The 21138-nt window shown below is 68.1% G+C and carries 19 protein-coding genes; 7 read left to right on the top strand and 12 right to left on the bottom strand.

The window, feature by feature from the left end:
• Positions 1-14 precede the first annotated feature (14 nt).
• A complete protein-coding gene (locus tag MRS60_RS13570) occupies positions 15-722 on the bottom strand; it encodes a Crp/Fnr family transcriptional regulator (protein ID WP_034178843.1) in 708 nt (235 codons plus the stop codon).
• 81 nt (positions 723-803) lie between these two features.
• On the opposite strand from MRS60_RS13570, the gene MRS60_RS13565 reads away from it, so the two are divergent.
• Positions 804-1328, top strand: a complete 525-nt coding sequence (locus MRS60_RS13565; RefSeq protein WP_034178842.1) for a DUF962 domain-containing protein — start codon at positions 804-806, stop codon at positions 1326-1328.
• A gap of 142 nt (positions 1329-1470) precedes the next feature.
• A complete protein-coding gene (locus tag MRS60_RS13560) occupies positions 1471-2073 on the top strand; it encodes a class I SAM-dependent methyltransferase (protein WP_243564835.1) in 603 nt (200 codons plus the stop codon).
• Between the two features lie 19 nt (positions 2074-2092).
• Here the strand turns inward: MRS60_RS13560 and MRS60_RS13555 are convergent, their stop codons facing one another.
• Both MRS60_RS13555 and mdtD read right to left on the bottom strand, forming a co-directional pair.
• A complete protein-coding gene (locus MRS60_RS13555) occupies positions 2093-3367 on the bottom strand; it encodes an EAL domain-containing protein (RefSeq protein ID WP_034178840.1) in 1275 nt (424 codons plus the stop codon).
• 184 nt (positions 3368-3551) lie between these two features.
• Positions 3552-4988, bottom strand: a complete 1437-nt coding sequence (gene mdtD, locus MRS60_RS13550; protein WP_034179410.1) for a multidrug transporter subunit MdtD — start codon at positions 4986-4988, stop codon at positions 3552-3554.
• Between the two features lie 219 nt (positions 4989-5207).
• On the opposite strand from mdtD, the gene MRS60_RS13545 reads away from it, so the two are divergent.
• Complete coding sequence (locus MRS60_RS13545; protein ID WP_034178839.1) at positions 5208-5531, top strand: DUF2917 domain-containing protein; 324 nt, start codon at positions 5208-5210, stop codon at positions 5529-5531.
• Here the strand turns inward: MRS60_RS13545 and MRS60_RS13540 are convergent.
• Complete coding sequence (locus tag MRS60_RS13540) at positions 5504-6736, bottom strand: citrate/2-methylcitrate synthase (RefSeq protein WP_243564834.1); 1233 nt, start codon at positions 6734-6736, stop codon at positions 5504-5506. The genes MRS60_RS13545 and MRS60_RS13540 overlap by 28 nt on opposite strands.
• A 148-nt stretch (positions 6737-6884) precedes the next feature.
• On the opposite strand from MRS60_RS13540, the gene MRS60_RS13535 reads away from it, so the two are divergent.
• A complete protein-coding gene (locus MRS60_RS13535; protein ID WP_243564833.1) occupies positions 6885-8276 on the top strand; it encodes a CoA transferase in 1392 nt (463 codons plus the stop codon).
• 21 nt (positions 8277-8297) lie between these two features.
• Here MRS60_RS13535 and MRS60_RS13530 read toward each other — a convergent pair whose 3' ends face one another.
• On the bottom strand, positions 8298-9044 hold the full coding sequence (locus tag MRS60_RS13530; protein WP_105390077.1) for a GntR family transcriptional regulator: 747 nt from the start codon (positions 9042-9044) through the stop codon (positions 8298-8300).
• A 166-nt stretch (positions 9045-9210) separates the two neighbouring features.
• Between MRS60_RS13530 and MRS60_RS13525 the strand changes: the two genes are divergently transcribed.
• Positions 9211-10056, top strand: coding sequence for an aldo/keto reductase (locus tag MRS60_RS13525; RefSeq protein ID WP_243564832.1), 846 nt, complete (start codon positions 9211-9213; stop codon positions 10054-10056).
• 27 nt (positions 10057-10083) lie between these two features.
• On the opposite strand, the gene MRS60_RS13520 is transcribed toward MRS60_RS13525, so the two are convergent.
• From MRS60_RS13520 to MRS60_RS13490, 7 genes are all read right to left on the bottom strand, one after another.
• Positions 10084-11517, bottom strand: a complete 1434-nt coding sequence (locus MRS60_RS13520; protein WP_243564831.1) for a hypothetical protein — start codon at positions 11515-11517, stop codon at positions 10084-10086.
• Positions 11518-11806: 289 nt separating this feature from the next.
• Positions 11807-12820, bottom strand: a complete 1014-nt coding sequence (locus MRS60_RS13515) for a HoxN/HupN/NixA family nickel/cobalt transporter (RefSeq protein WP_243564830.1) — start codon at positions 12818-12820, stop codon at positions 11807-11809.
• 165 nt (positions 12821-12985) lie between these two features.
• On the bottom strand, positions 12986-15097 hold the full coding sequence (fusA, locus tag MRS60_RS13510; RefSeq protein WP_034178833.1) for an elongation factor G: 2112 nt from the start codon (positions 15095-15097) through the stop codon (positions 12986-12988).
• 219 nt (positions 15098-15316) lie between these two features.
• Complete coding sequence (locus MRS60_RS13505) at positions 15317-15817, bottom strand: DUF192 domain-containing protein (protein WP_034178832.1); 501 nt, start codon at positions 15815-15817, stop codon at positions 15317-15319.
• 159 nt (positions 15818-15976) lie between these two features.
• Positions 15977-16195, bottom strand: coding sequence for a hypothetical protein (locus MRS60_RS13500; RefSeq protein WP_072444916.1), 219 nt, complete (start codon positions 16193-16195; stop codon positions 15977-15979).
• A gap of 279 nt (positions 16196-16474) precedes the next feature.
• Positions 16475-17053, bottom strand: coding sequence for a pseudouridine synthase (locus MRS60_RS13495; RefSeq protein WP_089446272.1), 579 nt, complete (start codon positions 17051-17053; stop codon positions 16475-16477).
• Positions 17054-17118: 65 nt separating this feature from the next.
• Positions 17119-17331 (bottom strand): hypothetical protein, encoded by a 213-nt coding sequence (locus MRS60_RS13490; protein WP_034178830.1) that lies wholly within the window; start codon positions 17329-17331, stop codon positions 17119-17121.
• Between MRS60_RS13490 and icd the strand changes: the two genes are divergently transcribed.
• Both icd and MRS60_RS13480 read left to right on the top strand, forming a co-directional pair.
• Positions 17330-18586, top strand: coding sequence for an NADP-dependent isocitrate dehydrogenase (icd, locus tag MRS60_RS13485; RefSeq protein ID WP_034178829.1), 1257 nt, complete (start codon positions 17330-17332; stop codon positions 18584-18586). The two genes, MRS60_RS13490 and icd, sit on opposite strands and share 2 nt — an antisense overlap.
• A 282-nt stretch (positions 18587-18868) precedes the next feature.
• The gene (locus MRS60_RS13480; protein ID WP_243564829.1) at positions 18869-21097 is read left to right on the top strand and encodes an NADP-dependent isocitrate dehydrogenase; all 2229 of its coding nucleotides are present in this window, start codon (positions 18869-18871) and stop codon (positions 21095-21097) included.
• Positions 21098-21138: the final 41 nt, after the last annotated feature.

Below are 21138 nucleotides of genomic sequence, written 5' to 3'. Positions count from 1 at the left end.
GCATTGCGCGACGTTCAGGGCGTATCGCCGGCCAGCCCGCTCGCGCGGCGCAGTGCGTCGATGTCGACGAGTTCGATCTCGCCGACATGCAGTCGCACGACGCCGTCGGCCTGCAGCGCCTTCAGCAACTGGTTGGTGGTCTGCCGCGTCAGCGACAGCATCGACGCGAGCGTTTCCTGCGACAGCCGCACGCGCGTGCGCCCGGCGCTGATGCCGCCGTAGCCTTCGGCGATCATCAGCAGGCGCGCGGCGAGCCGTTGCGCGGCCGGCATTACGCTCATCGATTCGACGGTCAGGAAGCTCAGGCGCAGCTTCTGCGCCATCAGCAGCGCGAACTGCCGCCAGTATTGCGGCGTCGCGTCGAGCAGCGCGAGCAGCGCGGCCTGCGGCACGTGCAGCAGCAGCGCGTCGTCGAGCGCGATCGCGTCGTGCGTGCGCGGCTGGCCGTCGAACAGCGCGATTTCGCCGAACCACGTGACGGGCTCGGCGACCGTCAGCAGCGCTTCCTTGCCCTGCGGATCGACCGCACCTATCGTGAGTGAACCGGCCAGTACCGCGTACAGCCCGCACGGCGGGTCGCCGCGCCGGAACAGCGGCTGGCCGGCCGGCAGGCGGCGCAGCGCCGCACGGTCGAGCAGGTCCGCGCGCAACGCGGGCGGCAGCGCGGCGAACCACGGGTTCGCCTCGATCTGCGGCAGGTAGGGGGCGAGCGACGAGGGCATGGGTACGCGATGTCGGGTAGCTGACAGAGGTTCTCGGGCGTGACGCGCATCATAGCGCTCGACGACCGACCAGGAGACGCGATGAAGACGCTCGAAGACCATCTTTCCCAGTATGCGGCCTACCATCGCGACGCGCGCAACATCGCGACGCATCTGGTCGGCATTCCGATGATCGTGTTCGCGGTCGAGGTGCTGCTGTCGCGGCCGGCAATCGGCATGCTGGCCGGCATAGCACTGTCGCCGGCGCTGCTGCTCGCCGTCGCGTTCGCGGTGTTCTACCTGCGTCTCGACCTGCGGTTCGGGATCGTGATGACCGCGCTGTTCGCGCTCGGCCTGTGGGCCGCGCAGGCGCTCGCGCTGCTGCCGACCGCGCAATGGCTCGGCATCGGCATCGGTGCGTTCGTCGTCGGCTGGATCGTGCAGTTCGTCGGGCACTGGTTCGAAGGGCGCAAGCCCGCATTCGTCGACGATCTGGTCGGCCTGATGGTCGGGCCGCTGTTCGTCGTCGCCGAAGTCGCGTTCTTCGCGGGGCTGCGCGGCGACGTGCGTCGCGAAGTCGAGCGGCGGGCCGGGCCCGTGCACGGCGGCGCACACTCGCATGTCTGACGCGATCCGCGCGCGGCCGAAGTGCGGGCCGCGTAGGGCCGGCTTTGCGCCAGCGTTGCGTGGGCCGCGCGCGATGCCACAGGCGGGGCGCAACGGCTAAGATGCGGGATGCGTCATACGACGCCTATGCGGAGCAATCGCCATGGTGGATCGCCCGACTCTCGACGCCTACGATGCCCATGCCGCGCAATATGCGCAGGACTGGCTCGACCAGGCCGCGCCCGACGACATGTACGCGCTGCTCGAACAGCATTTCTCGCCGGGGCCGACCGCCGACGTCGGTTGCGGAGCAGGGCGCGACACCGCCTGGCTCGCTTCGCGTGGCTTCGACGCGCGCGGCTACGACGCGAGCGCCGCGCTGCTCGACGAGGCGCGACGGCGCCACCCCGACCTGATCTTTGAATTGGCCGCACTGCCGGCGCTGGCCGGCGTGCCATCGGGCGCGTTTCGCAACGTGCTGTGCGAGACGGTCGTCATGCACCTCGAACAGGCGGACGCGGCGGCCGCCGCGCGGCTGGCCGATCTCCTGATGCCGGGCGGCACGTTGTACCTGAGCTGGCGGGTGGCCGGAAACGGTGCGCTGCGCGACGAGCGCGGCCGCCTCTATACGCCGCTCGACTCCGCGCGGATGCATGCGGCGCTCGGCGCCGGCATGCACGTGATCGACGAGCACGAGGTCGTCAGCGCGTCGTCCGGCAAGCGCGTGCATCGGCTGATCGTGCGCAAGGCGGCCGCCGCCGCGTGAAGGCGCCACGCCGTCGCGTTCACTCGCGGTTGAGCGCCGCTTCCCAGTTGATGTCGACGCAGAGCACCTGCATGCCGGCCGCGGCGGGCGCGGCGACCGATGCGGTCACGCACAGGTGCGCCTCGTTGATCGACAGGTAGGGCGGCGTCAGATGCACGCGGCCCGGCGCGCGCATCGCGTCGATGAAGTACGGGCGGCGCTCCCAGCTCGCACCTTCGGAATGCAGCAGCGGCCGGAAGCGCTTGGCGCGCTGCGACACGCTGCCGCGTGCGAGCACGTTGTCGCCGATCTGGCGCCCCGATGCGTCGAGCAGGAAGCAGCGCGCGGTCTCGGGCAGCCCGAGCACGGCGGCGGCCGCATCGGTGAGCGATTCGCCCGCAGCGAGCTTCCGGCTCGCTTCCTCGAGCGCGGCGACATACGGTGCGAGCCGTTGCGCCTGCGTGCGCTCGCGTTGCGCGACGCGCAGCCGCAGCGCGGCCGACAGCGTATCCATGCAGCCCGCCGCAGCCTGCGGTTGCACGGGGTCGACGCTCGGCCCCGCGAAATACTGGCCCTGCACGAAATCGACGTTGCACTCGAGTGCGATCAGCGCATCGCGCTCGGTCGACAGGCCGCCCATCAGCACGAGCTGGCCGGATTCGTGCAGCAGCGACACGAGCCCCGGCAGCACGCGTTCGAGGTGCGAGTGCTCGCTCGCCTGCGCGAGGATGCCGCGGTCGAGCGTGACGATGTCGGGATGCAGGTGCCACACGCGGTCGATGTTCGAATGCTTCGCGCCGAACCCGCCGAGCGCGATCAGGAAGCCGGCCTTGCGCAGCCCGTCGACGATCGCCGCATAGCGCGGCGTCTCGCCGCCCGCCTGCTCGGGCACCTCGAGCACCACGCGGTGCGGCGGCAGCCCGAGCGCCTTCAGGTTCGCGAGCAGCGCGTCGCCGTAGACGGTGTCCATCAGCGCGGCCGGATGCAGGCTCAGGAAGAGCCATTCGTCGTGACTGTCGAACGCGTGGAAATTGCCGAGATGCAGCGATTCGGCGAGCCGGCCGAGTTCGAGCAGGTCGCCGCGCCGTGCCGCCTGCGTGAACACCTCGTGCGACGCCACCTGACGGCTTTCCTCGTCGTGCGCGCGCAGCGATGCGTGATAGCCGATCGCGCGGCGGTGCGACACCGAGAAAACGGGCTGGAACACGCTGAACACGGTGTAGCCGCCGTACAGCACGGTGCGCCGGTTCCCGTCGTCGCCGGCGACGGGGCGGGGCGGCTGAAAGCCGGGGGGATCGATTTCGATCATGCTCATGATGTCGGCCGAAGGAAGACTGCCAGTTTACCTAGAGAATAGGCGAGCAAGAAGCGTGCACGACATCGTGCCTCATGCGGCGGCCCGTCGCGGCCGGTGGACGGGATATCGCAGCGCGCATCGCAGGGGCGGGCTGCACCGCGATGGTGCGCGCGGTGGCGGTGCGGTGCCCGAAACGCGCGCGTTATGCGCGCTCGGACGGGTCGGTCTTGCGCGCGGTGCTGCGAATTTCGGGCGCGAGCTGCGCGAAGATCCAAGCGGACGCGGCGGTGATGATCCCGACGCAGATGAACGTCGCGTGGAACGCCGGCAGCGTGTTGCTCGGCGTCACGGTGCGCAGCATGCCGGTGAACGTTGCGAGCAACGCGCCGGCGACCGTGACGCCGAGGCTCATCGACAGCATCTGCACGAGCGAGAACAGGCTGTTGCCGCTGCTCGCGCCGCCCGTGCCGAGATCCTTCAGCGTCAGCGTGTTCATCGCGGTGAACTGCATCGAGTTGAAGCCGCCGAACAGCGCGAGATGCACGACCTTCACCCAGACGGGCACCGTGTCGCGCATCAGCGCGAAGCTCGCCATCATCACGCCGACCATGATCGTGTTCGCAAGCAGCACCTTGCGGTAGCCGTGCTGCGTGATCAGCCGCGTGATGATCCGCTTCGAGAACATCCCGGCCGCCGCGACCGGCAGCATCATCAGCCCGGCCTCGAACGCCGAGTAGCCGAGGCTCACCTGCAGCAGCAGCGGGATCAGGTACGGCATCGCGCCGCTGCCGATCCGCGCGAACAGGTTGCCGAGCAGCCCGACGCTGAACGTGTGGATCCTGAACAGTTCGAGCGAGAAGATCGGTTGCGGCGCGCGCACCGCGTACAGCCCGTACGCGACGAAGCACGCGAGGCTCAGGATCAGCAGCACGAGCACGGCTGCGTGCTGCATGCCGAGATCGGCGAGCCCGTCGAGCGACAGCGAGATCGCGACCATGCCGATCGTCAGCAGCAGATAGCCCTTCAGGTCGAAGCGGCCGACGGCCGGGTTGCGCGAATCGGGCATCGAATAGAAGGTCGCGATGCAGCCCGCGACGCCGACCGGCACGTTGATCAGGAAGATCCAGTGCCACGACGCGATCTTCACGAGCCAGCCGCCGAGCGTCGGCCCGATCAGCGGGCCGATCAGGCCGGGAATCGCAACGAACGACAGCGCGGACAGGTAGCGTTCGGCCGGGAAGGTGCGCAGCACCGCGAGCCGCCCGACCGGCAGCAGCATCGCGCCGCCGACCCCCTGCACGACGCGGAACGCGACGAGTTGCGTCAGCGTATGCGCGTTCGCGCACAGCAGCGAGCCGAGCGAGAACACCAGGATCGCGCTGAAGAACACGCGCCGCGTGCCGAACGTATCGGCGAGCCAGCCCGACACGGGGATCATCACCGCCATCGTCAGCGAGTACGCGATCACGACCGACTGCATCCGCAGCGGCGATTCGCCGAGGCTCGCGGCCATCGACGGCAGCGCCGTGTTGACGATCGTCGCATCGAGCGTCTGCATGAAGAAGCCCGTCGCAACGAGCCAGAGCATCACGGTGAGGTTCTTTTCGCCGGGAGCGGCGGCGGGCGGGCTTTGGAACATGAAGGCGTGGCGGTGGCGCGGGACAGCCGACATTGTAGGGAAAGCCGCCGTGCCGTGCAGGTTCGGTGCAGGGTGCAGCGCGAAGTCCGGCCGGCGGATGCCCGTCCCCGTCGGTTGACCAGTACAGTTCAGCCAAAAGTGTCTGTAGCCGTATCTGTCCGTGTGCTGCCACTGTCCGAAATACTGGAGGCATCGAACCCGTGCGACCAGGAGGCTGCCATGCGCGAACTGCGACTCTACGTGATGGACGGTGACGAGCCGGCAGGACGGTGGCGGATCGTCGATCGCACCGTACTCGAGGTGGCCGAAGGCGACGTCTGGGTGACCGTCGAGGGCCGTCCCGACGACCACTGGCTCGCTGCCGGCGATTCGCTGACGTTGCTGTCAGGCATGCGCGTATGGGTCAGCGCGGGGCCGCACGGCGCGACGTTCGCGTTCGGCCCGCTCGCGGTGCCGGCCGTGCGCGCCGCGCAGGCGTGGTGGCGGCCGCTCGTCGCGTGGCGCGACGGCCGTCGTCACGCGGCCGCGTCGCTGCCGACGTAGCGCGCCCGGGGCCGGATCAGCTTGCCGTCCGCGTATTGCTCGAGCGCATGCGCGATCCAGCCGGCCGTGCGGCCGGCCGCGAACAGCGTGAATGCCGCGCCGTCCGGCAGCGCGAGCGTGCGCTCCAGCACCGCGAGCGCGAAATCGATCGCCGGCCGCAGGCCCGTTGCCGCTTCGACGCGCGCGGCGAGCGCGCGCGCCAGGTGCAGCGCCGGGCGGTCGGGCACCGCCGCGTGCAGTGCGTCGAGCAGCGCCAGCGCGCGCGGATCGCCATCGGGATAGAGCGGGTGCGCGAAACCGGACAGTGCCGTGCGGCCGCCGTCCGCGCGTTCGTCATGCGCCAGCCGCAGCGCGAGATAGCGATCGAGGTCGGCGGCGCGGGCCGCTTCGTCGAGCAACGTGCCCGCGCGGAACGTCTCGCCGCCGTGGCGCGGCCCGGACAGTGCAGCCAGCCCGCCCGCGATCGCGCCGAACAGGTGAGTGCCGGTCGACGCGATGCAGCGCACCGCAAAGGTCGATGGATTCAGTTCGTGATCGGCGCACAGCACGAGCGCGCGGCGCAGCAGGTCGGCTTCGTCGCGCCGTCGCAGGTGCCATGCGGCAGCGAGCTGCCGGTGCACGGGCGCGTCGCCCGGCGCGATGCCGGCGAGCGCGGCCGTCGCGACGCGCAGCAGCAGCGCGGCCGAGTCGAGCTGCGCGTCGCGCCCCTGCGCCCACAGGCGCGGCAGCGCCGCGGCCGCGGCGGGCAGCAGCACCAGCGTGCGTTCGAGTGGCGCGAGATGCGCCCAGCGGCGCGCCCAGTCGTCCCACTGCGGGGCGTCGAAACCGGTCGACGCGAGCGATGCTGCGGCAAGCCGCGCGGGCGAACACTCCCAGAGCCTGGCGGCCGTCTGTTCCAGCGTCGCCTCGTCGGCAAGCGCGACGGCATCGGCGCCGCGGTAGCGCAGGCGGCCGTCGGCGATCTGCGTGATCCGCGATTCGAGCACCGGCACGCCCCAGTCGAGCGACCGCTCCGCGACGCCGCCCGCGCGTTTCGCGTCGGCGCGGCGGCGCGCGAGCAGGCGCACCTCGTCCGCGTCGTAGCGGCGGCGCTTGGTCGCGCCGTCGGGCAGCGAGCGCAGCAGGCCGCGGCTCACATACGCATAGAGCGTGCTCACGCTGACACCGAGGGTGCCGGCGGCTTCCTGCGCGCTGAGGGATGTCATGCCGGTCGCTCCTGTCGGGGCGCATGAAGCGCGGCCCCGCTACAACTATTCGTTATGTATTGATTCTCGCAATCAAGATTGATCGCGCCTGTCGCGAATTCTAGACTCGATTCCGTCTCCTCCACGACGCTGAGGCGCTCACTTCACCATGACACCCGAACTCGCATTGACACATCTGTGGCAACTCGCGCACGGCGACCGCGACGCGCTGGCCCGCGCGACCGTGACGGGCCGGGACCCGACGCTGCCGTCGACGTTCCATGTCGGCACGCTCGCCGCGGCGACGATCGCGGCCGCCGGGCTCGCGGCGGCCGAATGCCACCTGCTTCGCACGGGCGTCGCGCAATCCGTCGACGTGTCGGTGCGCGACGCGCTCGTCGCGTTCCGCAGCGAACGCTACCTGCGCGTGGACGATGGCCCGCCGCCGGAGTTGCGTCACCCGGTGACGGGCTTCTTCGAGACGCGCGACGGGCGCTGGATCCAGTTGCACGCGAATTTTCCGCATCACCTGCGCGGGATCCTCGACGTGCTCGGTTGCGATGCGCATCCGGCCGACGTCGCCGCGGCGATCCGTACGTGGGATGGCGCGGCGCTCGATACCGCGCTGGCCGAGGCCGGCCTGTGCGCGGCATTGATCAGAACACCTGATGAATGGGCGGCGCACGAGCAGGCGCGCGCGATTGCGTCGCTGCCGCTGTTCGAGATCGAGCGGATCGGTGACGCGCCGGTCGAGCCGATCGGCCGCGGCGAAGCCGGCCAGCCGCTCGCCGGCGTGCGCGTGCTCGATCTCACGCGCATCATCGCGGGGCCGGTCGCGGGCCGCACGCTGGCGTCGCACGGCGCGCAGACGCTGCTCGTCAATGGCCCGCACCTGCCGAACATCGCGCCGCTCGTGATCGACAACGGGCGCGGCAAGCGTTCGACGTGGATCGACCTGCGCGATGCGGCTGGCGTCGATGCGCTGCACGCACTCGCGCGCGGCGCGGATGTGTTCCTGCAGTCGTACCGGCCCGGCGCGCTCGCGGCGCGCGGTTTCGCACCGCAGGCGCTGGCGGAGTTGCGGCCGGGCATCGTGTGCGTGTCGGTGTCCGCATACGGGCACGCGGGGCCATGGGCGAAGCGGCGCGGCTTCGACAGCCTCGTGCAGTCGGCGAGCGGGATCGCATGGCAGGAGCAGCAGGCCGCGCACGCGAACCAACCGCGCCATCTGCCATGCCAGGCGCTCGATCATGCGACGGGTTATCTCGCGGCGTTCGGCGCGATGATTGCGCTTGCGCGCCGGGCGCGCGAAGGGGGAAGCTGGCACGTGCGGCTGTCGCTCGCGCAGACGGGGCGCTGGCTGCAGTCGTTCGGCGCCGTGCCGGACGGCCTGCAGGCGCCCGATCTCGCGGCTGCCGACGTGCGCGACCGGATCGATCGCATCGCATCGCCGTTCGGCACGATCGATGCCGTGCGGCCGGCCGAGCGGTTGTCGGCGACGCCGCCGTCGTTCGCGCGGCCGCCCGTGCCGCTCGGCACCGACGATGCGAGCTGGCTGTGAGCGCCGGCGGCGCGGCTTGCGTTACTTGCGCAGCTCGACGACGAAGTCGTAGTAGTCGTTGCGGCAGTAGGTATCGGTCAGCTCGATCGCGCGCTGGTCCGACGTATAGCCGATCCGCGTGATCAGCAGCAGCGCGTCGTGTGGCGCGATGCCCATCTGTTCGGCGATCTCGTCGGTCGCGTTGACCGCGCGGAAATGCTGCAGCGCGCGCACGATCGGCGTGCCGCGCGCTTCGAGATAGCTGTACAGCGAACCGCCGATTGCCTGCGGATCGGGAATCAGCGTCGCGGGGAACGTCGAGTTCTCGACGGCCATCACGATGCCGTCGGCGAGGCGCAGGCGTTTCAGGCGCGTAACCGACGCGGCCGGCGACAGTCCGAGCTGGATCACCTCGTCGCGGTTCGCGGGCTGGATCTCGCGCGCGATCCATTGCGAACTCGGCTTGAAGCCGCGGCGCTCGAGCATTTCGCTGAAGCTCGACAGCCGCGACAGCGGATCCTCGTAGCGCGGCTGGATGAAGTTGCCGGCGCCTTGCGTGCGGCGGATCAGGCCCTGCTCGACGAGCAGCGCGATCGCCTTGCGTGCGGTGATGCGCGACACGCCGAGCGCATCGGACAGCACGCGCTCGGACGGCAGCGCCTCGCCGGCCGTCCAGCGGTTCTCGTGGATCGCGTCGCCGAGCTTGCGGGCGAGCTGCAGGTAGAGCGGCGTGTCGTTGTCGGGGTCGGGGCGCAGGTCCTGCCAGCGGTCGTCCGTGGGTGACTTCATGGAATGGGTATCGATCAGGTTGCGGCCATTCTAAGTCATCATGCGGCGCCGTTATAGCCGGTTTTTGCCTTGCAATAGGCCGGTGCCGCGCCGATTGACTACACTGATGCGTCGTATTCCATGCTTCGGCCGCGGTGCGCGGCCACGAATCCGCAGCGAGGAGCGCATGACAGACACGATCGCCACGGTCGTCCTGCCGGATGGCGAGACGATTCCGAAGCTCGGCCAGGGCACCTGGGAAATGGGCGAGCGGCCGGCCCGCCGCGCGGACGAGATCGCTGCGCTGCGCGAAGGCGTCGAACTCGGGATGACGCTGGTCGACACCGCCGAGATGTACGGCGAAGGCGCGACCGAGGCGCTCGTCGGCGAGGCGCTCGCCGGCCTGCGCGACGACGTGTTCCTCGTCAGCAAGGTCTACCCGCACCATGCGAGCCGGCGCGGCGTCGTCGCCGCGTGCGATGCGAGCCTCAAGCGCCTGCGTACCGATCGCCTCGACCTGTACCTGCTGCACTGGCGTGGCTCGGTGCCGGTCGAGGAGACGGTCGAGGGCTTCGAGGCGCTGCGACGCGCGGGCAAGATCCGTCACTGGGGCGTGAGCAATTTCGATACCGCCGACATGGCCGAGCTCGTCGACGACGCGGGCGGCGACGCGTGCGCGACCAACCAGATCCTCTACAACATCGCGCGGCGCGGCGCGGAATTCGACCTGCTGCCGTGGCTTGCCGAACACCGGATGCCGGCGATGGCGTACAGCCCGGTCGATCACGGACGGCTGCCGAAGCGCTCGCCGCTCGACGAGATCGCGCGGCAGCGCGGCGTGTCGGTGATGCGCGTCGCGCTGGCATGGGTGCTCGCGCAGCCGGGCGTATTCGCGATTCCGAAGGCGTCGCGGATCGAACATGTGCGCGACAACCGTGCCGCGCTCGATTTCGTGTTGAGCGATGACGAGCGCGCGCAGCTTGACGCGTACTTCCGTGCGCCGCGCAGCAAGCGCGCGCTCGAGATGCTCTGACGTCACCCGGCCGGGCAACGCTTCCGGTCAGTGGTTGCCTCCGGACGATCCGCCGCCGCCGTGACCGCCGCCGTTGCCGACACCGTTGGCACCGCCATTGCCGGCGCCACCACTGCCGTTGCCGTTGCCATTGCCACCGCCATTACCATGGCCGCCGTTGCCGCCGTTGCCGCCGTTGCCGCCGTTGCCGCCGTTGCCGCCGGCGCCACTGCCGTTACCCGTGCCGCCACTGCCGTTACCACCGCCATTGCCGTGGCCGCCATTGCCGCCGGCGCCGCTGCCGTTACCGCCGCCGTTACCCGTGCCGCCACTGCCGTTACCACCGCCATTGCCGTGGCCGCCATTGCCGCCGGCGCCGCTGCCGTTACCGCCGCCGTTACCCGCGCCGCCACTGCCGTTACCACCGCCATTGCCGTGGCCGCCGTTGCCGGCGCCGCTGCCGTTACCGCCGCCGTTACCAGCGCCGCCACTGCCGTTACCACCATTGCCGTGGCCGCCGTTGCCGCCGGCGCCACCGCCGTTACCCGCGCCGCCTCCGTTGCCACCGCCATTGCCGTGGCCGCCGTTGCCGCCGGCGCCACCGCCGTTACCCGCGCCGCCTCCGTTGCCACCGCCATTGCCGTGGCCGCCGTTGCCGCCGGCACCACCGCCGTTACCCGCGCCGCCTCCGTTGCCACCGCCATTACCGTGGCCACCGTTGCCGCCACCGTCGCCATGGCCACCACCGTTGCCGTGGCCACCGCCATTGCCTTGGCCACCGCCATTGCCTTGGCCGCCTCCGTCACCGCCGCCATGGCCACCATGGCCTCCGCTACCGGAGGTACCGCCGCCCGAAGTGCCGCCGCCCGAAGTACCGCCACCCGAAGTACCGCCACCCGAAGTGCCGCCACCCGAAGTGCCGCCGCCCGAAGTGCCGCCGCCCGAAGTGCCGCCGCCCGAAGTACCGCCGCCCGAAGTGCCGCCACCCGAAGTACCGCCACCCGACGTGCCGCCACCTGAAGTGCCGCCACCCGAACCGCCGGTGCCGGACGCATTGCCCCCGCGGCCCGTGCCGCCCGTGCCGCCCGCGCCGCCGGACGTTGCGCCTGTCGCTCCGCCGGACGTTGCGCCTGTCGCTCCGCCGACACCAGCTGGTCCGACAGCGCCGTTTCCGTTATTTCCACCGCTCCCGCTGCCGCTGCCGGGGTTACCGCCACTGCCGCTCGCGCCGGCGCCGTGACCGCCGATGCCACCGCCGGCATAGACCTGCGCCGCGCACGCAGCCGGATTGGCTGCGCACGACGAAGCGTCGTCGACCAGCATCATGACGGTGTCGGCGTTGGCGATCGCGTCGGGCGCGGAGTCAGGCACCGCGTTCTGCGCGACTGCATACGAGCAGCAGCACGCAAACGCGGCTGCGGCGATCAAGGTCGCGCGATAGCACCGTCCCGCCGCGCGGAACGGCTGTTTTGTCTTCAGCATTATGGCCTCCCAATGCGCGCGAAGCCTCGTAGCCGCGCGGCTATCTACGTGTGGTGCAGGGGGCCAGCAATGATTCGTTGTCCTTTCGGTTGCCGATTGCCTTCGGGCTGGCGCTTGAAGCCAGCCGCGAACGCGGATCGGCACGCGGGCCCGCCGTGCGAGGCCCTATCTGCGAGATTCGTGCCATCGGCCGCTTATGCCCGTGGCGCAAGGCGCACGCATGCGTGCGACGGCGCATGAAACGTCGTTGCGGGGGTTTTGTTTCCGAAATGAAACGTCTGAACGATGCTCAGCGCGCCGGCGCGTCGGCCGCGCGCTGCCAGCGGTGGAACAGGATCGATGCGATCCAGCAGACGAGGAACAGCGCGACGATGCCGTAGCCGATCGAGCCGAAGCGTTCGCCGAGCGCATCGAGCGCGTCGCGCACGGGGCCCGTCAGCGACAGCTTGTCGGCGAGCAGTCCGGCCGCCTCGATCCCGCCGATCGCAAGCGCGACGGCCGCCGACACGAACGTGATGCTCGCGTTGTAGAGCAGCTTGCGCTGCGGATCGTCCATCGCCCAGCCGTACGCATGAATCATCAGCACGTTGTCGGTCGAGTCGATCAGCGTCATGCCGGCGGTGAACAAGGCGGGAAACAGCATGACCGTATAGACCGGCAGGCCCTGGCTCGCCTGTGCGGCGGCAATCGCGAGCAGGCCGATTTCGGTTGCAGTATCGAAACCTAACCCGAACAACACGCCGACCGGATACATGTGCCAGCTTTTCGACACGAACCGGAACAGCGGGCGCAGCAGCCGCGACACGAGTCCGGCCGGGCGGTGCACGTGCGGCGCGCCGTGCGCGTGCTCCGGCGCGCCGCGATAACGCCGCCACACGTCGCGCAGGATCATCAGGTTCACGCACGCGAGCACGAGCAGGAAGGTGGCCGACACCGCCGTGCCGATCGTGCCGCCGATCTCGCGAAACGCATCGAACCGGTCGCGCAGCGCGAACGCGGTCAGCGCGATGCCGAGCGTCGCGGCGATCACGATCGTCGAATGGCCGAGCGAGAAGAACAGCCCGACGCTCACCGGACGCTGGCCGTCCTGCATCAGCTTGCGCGTCGCGACGTCGATCGCGGCGATGTGATCGGCGTCGACCGCATGACGCAGCCCGAGCCCGTACGCGATCGCCGCGGTGCCGAGCAGCAGCGGATGGTCGCGCAGCACCGCGAGCGCCCACAGCCAGACGGCGACGTTGGCGGCGATCAGGCCGGCGTAGAGCATCAGCAGACGGCGCAGGGCAGGGGTAGGCGGCGGCATCGGGACGGTTCCATCAGACGAATCGCATGGCATTGTGGCATGCGAAAAAAACGCGTGGCGGGCCGGTCAAAAAGCCGCGAACGGGTGCGCATCGGACAAAAAAAGCCCGTCCGGCGGAACCGGACGGGCTTTGCATGATGCGGCAGGGCGCAAGCGCCCGGCGCCTTACTTCGTCTTCGCGTTGATCACGCCTTCCGATACGTTGGCCGGCGTTTCCGCGTAGTGCTTGAACTCCATCGAGTACGTCGCGCGGCCCTGCGTGGCCGAACGCAGCGACGTCGAATAGCCGAACATCTCCGCGAGCGGCACTTCGGCGCGCACGAGCTTGCCGCCGCCGCCCGCGATGTCCTCCATCCCCTGCACGATGCCGCGCCGGCTCGACAGGTCGCCCATCACGTTGCCCATGAAGTCCTCGGGCGTCTCGACCTCGACGGCCATCATCGGCTCGAGCAGCACGGGTTTCGCGCGGCGCATCGCTTCCTTGAACGCCATCGAGCCGGCCATCCGGAACGCGTTTTCGTTCGAGTCGACGTCGTGGTACGAGCCGAACGTCAGGTGCACCTTCACGTCGACGACCGGGTAGCCCGCGAGCACGCCGCTCTTCAGCGTTTCGGTGATGCCCTTGTCGACGGCCGGGATGAATTCGCGTGGAATCACGCCGCCCTTGATCTCGTCGAGGAACTCGTAGCCCTTGCCCGGGTTCGGCTCGAGCGTGATCACCGCATGGCCGTACTGGCCGCGGCCGCCCGACTGCTTGACGAACTTGCCCTCGACATCGGACGCCGTCGTGCGCACCGTCTCGCGATACGCGACCTGCGGCTTGCCGACCGTCGCTTCGACGCCGAACTCGCGCTTCATCCGGTCGACCAGGATTTCGAGGTGCAGCTCGCCCATCCCCGAAATGATCGTCTGGCCGGACTCCTCGTCGGTCTGCACGCGGAACGACGGGTCTTCCTGCGCGAGGCGGTTCAGCGCGAGGCCCATCTTTTCCTGGTCGGCCTTCGTCTTCGGCTCGACGGCCTGCGAGATCACCGGCTCCGGGAATTCCATCTTCTCGAGGATGATCGGCTTGGTCGGATCGCACAGCGTGTCGCCCGTCGTCGCTTCCTTCAGACCGACGGCCGCCGCGATGTCGCCCGCGCGCACTTCCTTGATCTCCTTGCGTTCGTTCGCGTGCATCTGCAGGATCCGGCCGAGCCGTTCCTTCTTGTCCTTCGTCGCGTTCAGCACCGTGTCGCCGGATTCGACGACGCCCGAATACACGCGGAAGAAGATCAGCTGGCCGACGAACGGGTCGGTCATGATCTTGAACGCGAGCGACGAGAACGGCTCGTCGTCGCTCGGATGACGTTCCGCCGGCTTTTCCGGATCGGCGAAGTCGTGGCCGAGGATCGCCGGCACGTCGACCGGCGACGGCAGGTAGTCGATCACCGCGTCGAGCATTGCCTGCACGCCCTTGTTCTTGAACGCGCTGCCGCACAGCATCGGCACGATCTCGTTCGCGATCGTGCGCTTGCGCAGCGCGGCCTTGATCTCGTCCTCGGTCAGCGATTCGTGGTCGTGCAGGTACTTCTCGAGCAGTTCCTCGCTCGCTTCCGCCGCGGCCTCGACCATCTTCTCGCGCCATTCGTGCGCGAGCTCGACGAGATTCGCAGGGATCTCCTCGTACGAGAACTTCACGCCCTGGCTTTCGTCGTCCCAGACGATCGCCTTCATCTTCACGAGATCGACGACGCCCTGGAAATGATCTTCCGCGCCGACCGGAATCTGGATCGGCACGGCGACGCCCTTCAGGCGCTCGCCGATCTGCCGCTGCACGCGGAAGAAATCGGCGCCGACGCGGTCCATCTTGTTGACGAACGCGATGCGCGGCACCTTGTACTTGTTCGCCTGGCGCCACACGGTTTCGGACTGCGGCTGCACGCCGCCGACCGAGTCGTAGACCATGCACGCGCCGTCGAGCACGCGCATCGAGCGCTCGACCTCGATCGTGAAGTCGACGTGGCCCGGGGTATCGATGATGTTGATCCGGTGTTCCGGATAGTTGCCGGCCATGCCTTTCCAGAAGGCGGTGGTCGCCGCCGACGTGATCGTGATGCCGCGTTCCTGCTCCTGCTCCATCCAGTCCATCGTGGCCGCGCCGTCGTGCACTTCGCCGATCTTGTGGCTCACGCCGGTATAAAACAGGATGCGCTCGGTCGTCGTGGTCTTGCCGGCATCGATGTGAGCGCTGATCCCGATATTGCGATAGCGCTCGATGGGGGTTTTGCGGGGCACGTGAACCTCCTGGTGGTTCGGATCGTAAGCGGGCAGGCTGGGCCGGCCCGGGTTTGGAACAAGCGAGACTTAAAGCATAGCGCTTGCGCGTGGCTTTTGCAGATGGGGCCGGCGCCGGCGGAGTCAAGCCGGGCGGCGGCGCCGGCTGGCGAAAAAAAAGCCGGCGCGCAACGGGCAGCCGGCTTCGGTCGGGGCGCGGCGCGAGGCCGCGGACCGCCGTTACTGGGCCTTCGGCAGGCCTTCGAGCTTCATGCCGGGCTTGATGCCCTTCGCGGCGAACCAGCCCTTGCTCATTTCGAGCGCATAGACGCCGTTGTTGCGCGGGCAGTGGTTGTCGGTCGTCTCTGCCTTCATTTCGTCGATGTCGGTGATCGTGCCGTCCGCGCGGATGAACGCGATCGACAGCGGGATCAGCGTGTTCTTCATCCAGAAGCAGTGCACGGCATTCTCGTTGAACACGAACAGCATGCCTTCGTTCGGCGCGAGCTGCGAACGGTACATCAGCCCCTGTTCGCGGTCGGCGTCGTTCGCGGCGACGGCCGCGTCGATCACGTACATGCCGGCGCGCAGCTTCACGTGCGGGAACTCGCTCGGCTGCTTGGCGCCGGGCGGCATCTGCGCGCTGGCGGCCTGCATGCCGAGCGCGAGGACGGCGAGCGCGGCGGGAAACACGGCGGCGCGCGCAAGGCGGCCGAGCGACGAGCGCAGGGAGAATTGCACAGCAAGGCTCCTATCTGGAAAACGAGACCCGCATGGTACGCGATGCGCGCCGGCGGGCACAAAAAGAAAAAGGCAGATCGCCTTGCGGTGATCTGCCTTTCAACGCCGTAAGAACGGCAAGACTGCGTGTTCTTGACTGCGTTATTACAACTTGCTTGCTTAGTTCGAAGCAGCTGCCGGGGCTTCGGCTTCGCTAGCTGCCTTCTTCGCAGCGTGGTGCTTCTTCGCTGCGTGGTGCTTCTTGTGCGTTGCCTTCTTAGCCGGTGCCGAAGCAGCTTCTGCCGGAGCAGCAGCAGCCGGAGCGGCCGGAGCCGAAGCTTGTGCGAAAGCAGCCGTTGCGAAGAGACCAGCGACCAGAGCGGCGATCAGTTTGTTCATGTTGTGTTCCTCAGCTTTAGTTAATTAACCAAATGACCCGGCATAGGAGTCATGACGTCTAACGGTGCCATCCACCTTTCGGTTGACAGACGCTTCGAGAAATTTCTCATTGCGCTGCGGGCGCCGAATCGTATTCGAAAAAGACGTCGCTTTCGTGACGCAAACACGTTCGGCTGCCGATACCGGATAGCTCAGAGTGGCATCTGCGTGGTTTAACGCGCGATCTTTGCAGGTGGTTGACGAAAAAGACGACGAAAAAAATCGTGCGCCCCGAATCCGTCATCCGGCGGGCGCGAAACCGTCCCACGGCGCGCGCGGCGGCAGTGCGATTGTTTCGCCTGGTGCAATGCCGAGCGCGAATATATCCAGCGCGCCGATGCCGACGCGCACCAGACGCAACGTCGGGAAGCCGACGGCCGCCGTCATCCGGCGCACCTGTCGATTCTTGCCTTCGGTGATCGCGAGCTCGATCCACGTGGTCGGGATCGCGGCGCGGTAGCGGATCGGCGGGTTGCGCGGCCACAGCGTGTCGGGCGGCTCGATGAATTCGGCGCGGCACGGGCGCGTCACGTAGTCGCCAAGATCGACGCCGCGCGCGAGCGCCTTCAGGTCGGCGGGGCCGGGCGCACCTTCGACCTGCGCCCAGTAGCGCTTGACGAGCTTGTGGCGCGGCTCCGCGATGCGCGCCTGCAGTGCGCCGTCGTCGGTGAGCAGCAGCAAACCCTCGCTGTCCGCGTCGAGCCGGCCGGCCGCATAGACACCGGGCGTTTTTACCCAGTCGCCGAGCGACGGCCGCGTCTCGTGCGCGGAAAACTGGCAAATCGTGCCGAACGGCTTGTTGAGGGCGATCAGGTTCATGGCGGGGCGCCCGCCCGGCGGGCCGCGGGAAGCGGGCAGGGCGGTCTATGGCAAATGGCGGAATCTTAATGCATAATACGGAACGGCAAGTCCTCTGTCTTATATAAGACATAAGTGAGGTCTTGATACGCAGTGCCGCGCTTCATGCCGAAGTGCCCGGTTGGGGCGCTAGAATAGCGGCTCGCTGTTGCCGTCACGGGGTGGCCATGCCGCGCCCCCGCCGCGCGCGCAGCTTCGACCAGCATCACCTGCTCAGCCACGTCACTGGAGTCGATCATGCCGTATCAGCACATCAAGGTTCCGGAAGGCGGTGACAAGATCACCGTCAACAAGGACTTCTCGCTCAACGTTTCCGATCAGCCGATCATTCCCTATATCGAAGGCGACGGTACGGGCTTCGATATCACGCCGGTCATGATCAAGGTCGTCGATGCGGCGGTCGCGCATGCCTACAAGGGCAAGCGCAAGATCCACTGGATGGAGATTTTCGCGGGCGAGAAGGCGACGAAGGTGTACGGGCCGGACGTGTGGCTCCCGGACGAAACGCTGCAGGTGCTGAAGGAATACGTGGTGTCGATCAAGGGGCCGCTCACGACCCCGGTCGGCGGCGGCATCCGTTCGCTGAACGTCGCGCTGCGCCAGGAACTCGACCTGTACGTGTGCCTGCGTCCGGTCCAGTATTTCAAGGGCGTGCCGTCGCCGGTGCGCGAGCCGCAAAAGATCGACATGGTGATCTTCCGCGAGAACTCGGAAGACATCTACGCGGGCATCGAATGGGCCGCGGGCTCCGAGCAGGCGAAGAAGGTGATCAAGTTCCTGCAGGACGAGATGGGCGTGAAGAAGATCCGCTTCCCTGAAACCTCGGGGATCGGCGTCAAGCCCGTGTCGACCGAAGGCACCGAGCGCCTCGTGCGCAAGGCGATCCAGTATGCGATCGACAACGATCGCAAGTCGGTCACGCTGGTGCACAAGGGCAACATCATGAAGTTCACGGAAGGCCTGTTCCGTGACGCCGGCTATGCGCTCGCACAGAAGGAATTCGGCGGCGAGCTGATCGACGGCGGCCCGTGGATGCGCGTGAAGAACCCGAAGACGGGCAACGAGATCGTGATCAAGGATTCGATCGCCGACGCGTTCCTGCAGCAGATCCTGCTGCGTCCGGCCGAATACGACGTGATCGCGACGCTGAACCTGAACGGCGACTATATCTCCGACGCGCTGGCCGCGCAGGTCGGCGGCATCGGGATCGCGCCGGGCGCGAACCTGTCGGATTCGGTCGCGATGTTCGAGGCGACGCACGGTACCGCGCCGAAGTACGCGGGCAAGGATTACGTGAACCCGGGTTCCGAGATCCTGTCGGCGGAAATGATGCTGCGCCATCTCGGCTGGACGGAAGCGGCCGACACGATCATCGCGTCGATGGAGAAGTCGATCCTGCAGAAGCGCGTCACGTACGACTTCGCGCGCCTGATGGAAGGCGCGACGCAGGTGTCGTGCTCGGGCTTCGGCGAAGTGCTGATCGAGAACATGTAAGTCCCCTTCCGGGGTGGGCCGGAGCGTTTCCGGCCGCCCCGGCGCCTACTGCCGGCGCCGGGGCGTTTCGTGGATGGCAGGTTTGTTGGCAGGGCGGTCCGGCATGCGGGCCGCGGCGCCGCGATGCGGCCCGGATGCCCTGCAAGGTAGAACATGACGGCCCTCGCAATATCACCGCCCGGCTGAGCCGGCGCGGCCCCATTCGCGACCGATCCGGTCGCCCCTCCGCCGGTTACCGCCGGCGTTCTTCAGTTCCAATATTCACGTAGCAACGCATCGACCATGTCCACTTCGCCCAAGATCATCTACACCCTCACCGACGAAGCGCCCGCGCTCGCGACCTATTCGCTGCTGCCGATCGTCAAGGCCTTCACGCGTTCGTCCGGCGTCGCCGTCGAAACGCGCGACATCTCGCTCGCCGGCCGCATCATCGCGGCATTCGCAGACATCCTGCCGCCGGAGCAGAAGGGTTCCGACGATCTGGCCGAGCTGGGCCAGCTCACGCTGAAGCCGGAAGCGAACATCATCAAGCTGCCGAACATCAGCGCGTCGGTGCCGCAGCTCAAGGCCGCGATCGCCGAACTGCAGGCGCAGGGCTACAAGCTGCCTGCCTATCCGGAAGACCCGTCGACCGACGAGGAAAAGGCCGTCAAGGCCCGCTACGACAAGATCAAGGGCAGCGCGGTGAACCCGGTGCTGCGCGAAGGCAACTCCGACCGCCGCGCGCCGCTGTCGGTCAAGAACTACGCACGCAAGCATCCGCACAAGATGGGTGCGTGGCAGGCCACGTCGAAGGCGCACGTCGCGCACATGAGCGAAGGCGACTTCTACGGCAGCGAGAAGTCGGCGCTGATCGCCGATGCCGGCAGCGTGAAGATCGAATTCACGACGACCGACGGCGCGAAGAAGGTGCTGAAGGAAAAGACCGCCGTGAAGGCAGGTGAAGTCATCGACGCATCGGTGATGAGCAGCAACGCGCTGCGCAGCTTCATCGAAGCGCAGATCGCCGATGCGAAGGCGCAGGGCGTGCTGTTCTCGGTGCACCTGAAGGCGACCATGATGAAGGTCTCCGATCCGATCCTGTTCGGCCATTTCGTGTCGGTGTTCTACCGCGACGCGCTCGCGAAGCACGCGGACGTGCTGGCGCAGATCGGTTTCAACCAGAACAACGGGATCGGCGATCTGTACGCGCGCCTGAAGGACCTGCCGGCCGACACGCGCGAAGCGATCGAAGCCGACATCAAGGCCGAATACGCGGTGCGCCCGCGCCTCGCGATGGTCAACTCGGACAAGGGCATCACGAACCTGCACGTGCCGAGCGACGTGATCGTCGACGCGTCGATGCCGGCGATGATCCGCGAGTCGGGCTGCATGTGGGGCCCGGACGGCGAGCTGTACGATGCGAAGGCCGTGATTCCGGACCGCTGCTACGCGGGCGTCTACCAGGCCGTGATCGAGGACTGCAAGCAGCACGGCGCATTCGATCCGGTCACGATGGGCAGCGTGCCGAACGTCGGCCTGATGGCGCAGGCGGCCGAAGAATACGGTTCGCACGACAAGACGTTCCAGATCCCGTCGGACGGCGTCGTGCGCGTCACCGATGAAGCCGGCAACGTGCTGCTCGAGCACGCGGTCGAGGCGGGCGACATCTGGCGCATGTGCCAGACGAAGGACGCGCCGGTGCAGGACTGGGTCAAGCTCGCGGTGAACCGCGCGCGGGCAACCGGCGTACCGGCCGTGTTCTGGCTCGATCCGGCGCGCGCGCACGATGCGCAGATCATCGCGAAGGTCGAACGCTACCTGAAGGATCACGACACGAACGGCCTCGACATCCGCATCATGACGCCGGAGGACGCGACCCGCTTCTCGCTCGAGCGCATCCGCGCGGGCAAGGACACGATCTCGGTCACCGGCAACGTGCTGCGCGACTACCTGACCGACCTGTTCCCGATCATGGAGCTCGGCACCAGCGCGAAGATGCTGTCGATCGTGCCGCTGATGGCCGGTGGCGGGATGTTCGAGACGGGTGCGGGCGGTTCCGCGCCGAAGCACGTGCAGCAGTTCGTCGAGGAAGGCTTCCTGCGCTGGGATTCGCTCGGCGAATTCCTCGCGCTGGCTGCATCGCTCGAACACCTCGGCCACGCGTACCAGAATCCGAAGGCGGTCGTGCTCGCGAAGACGCTCGACCAGGCGACCGGCAAGTTCCTGGACGAGAACAAGTCGCCGGCGCGCAAGGTCGGCGGCCTCGACAACCGCGGCAGCCACTTCTATCTGTGCCTGTACTGGGCGCAGGCGCTCGCCGAGCAGACCGAGGACGCCGCGCTGAAGGCACAGTTCGAAGGCGTGGCGAAGGCGCTGTCCGACAGCGAAGCGCGCATCCTGGAAGAACTGGCGGCTGCGCAGGGCAAGCCGCAGGCCATCGGCGGCTACTACCGTCCGAACGTCGACCTGACGAGCCAGGCGATGCGCCCGAGCGCAACGCTGAACGGCATCGTCGACGCGGTCGCCTGACGCCGGCCGCGCAATCGCGCGGGCCAATGCGGGAGTCGGAG

The organism is Burkholderia pyrrocinia, from assembly GCF_022809715.1.
Taxonomy (GTDB): domain Bacteria; phylum Pseudomonadota; class Gammaproteobacteria; order Burkholderiales; family Burkholderiaceae; genus Burkholderia; species Burkholderia pyrrocinia_C.
The sequence above is the reverse complement of the archived record's forward strand: the minus strand, read 5'-3'. Positions and strand labels throughout refer to the sequence as shown.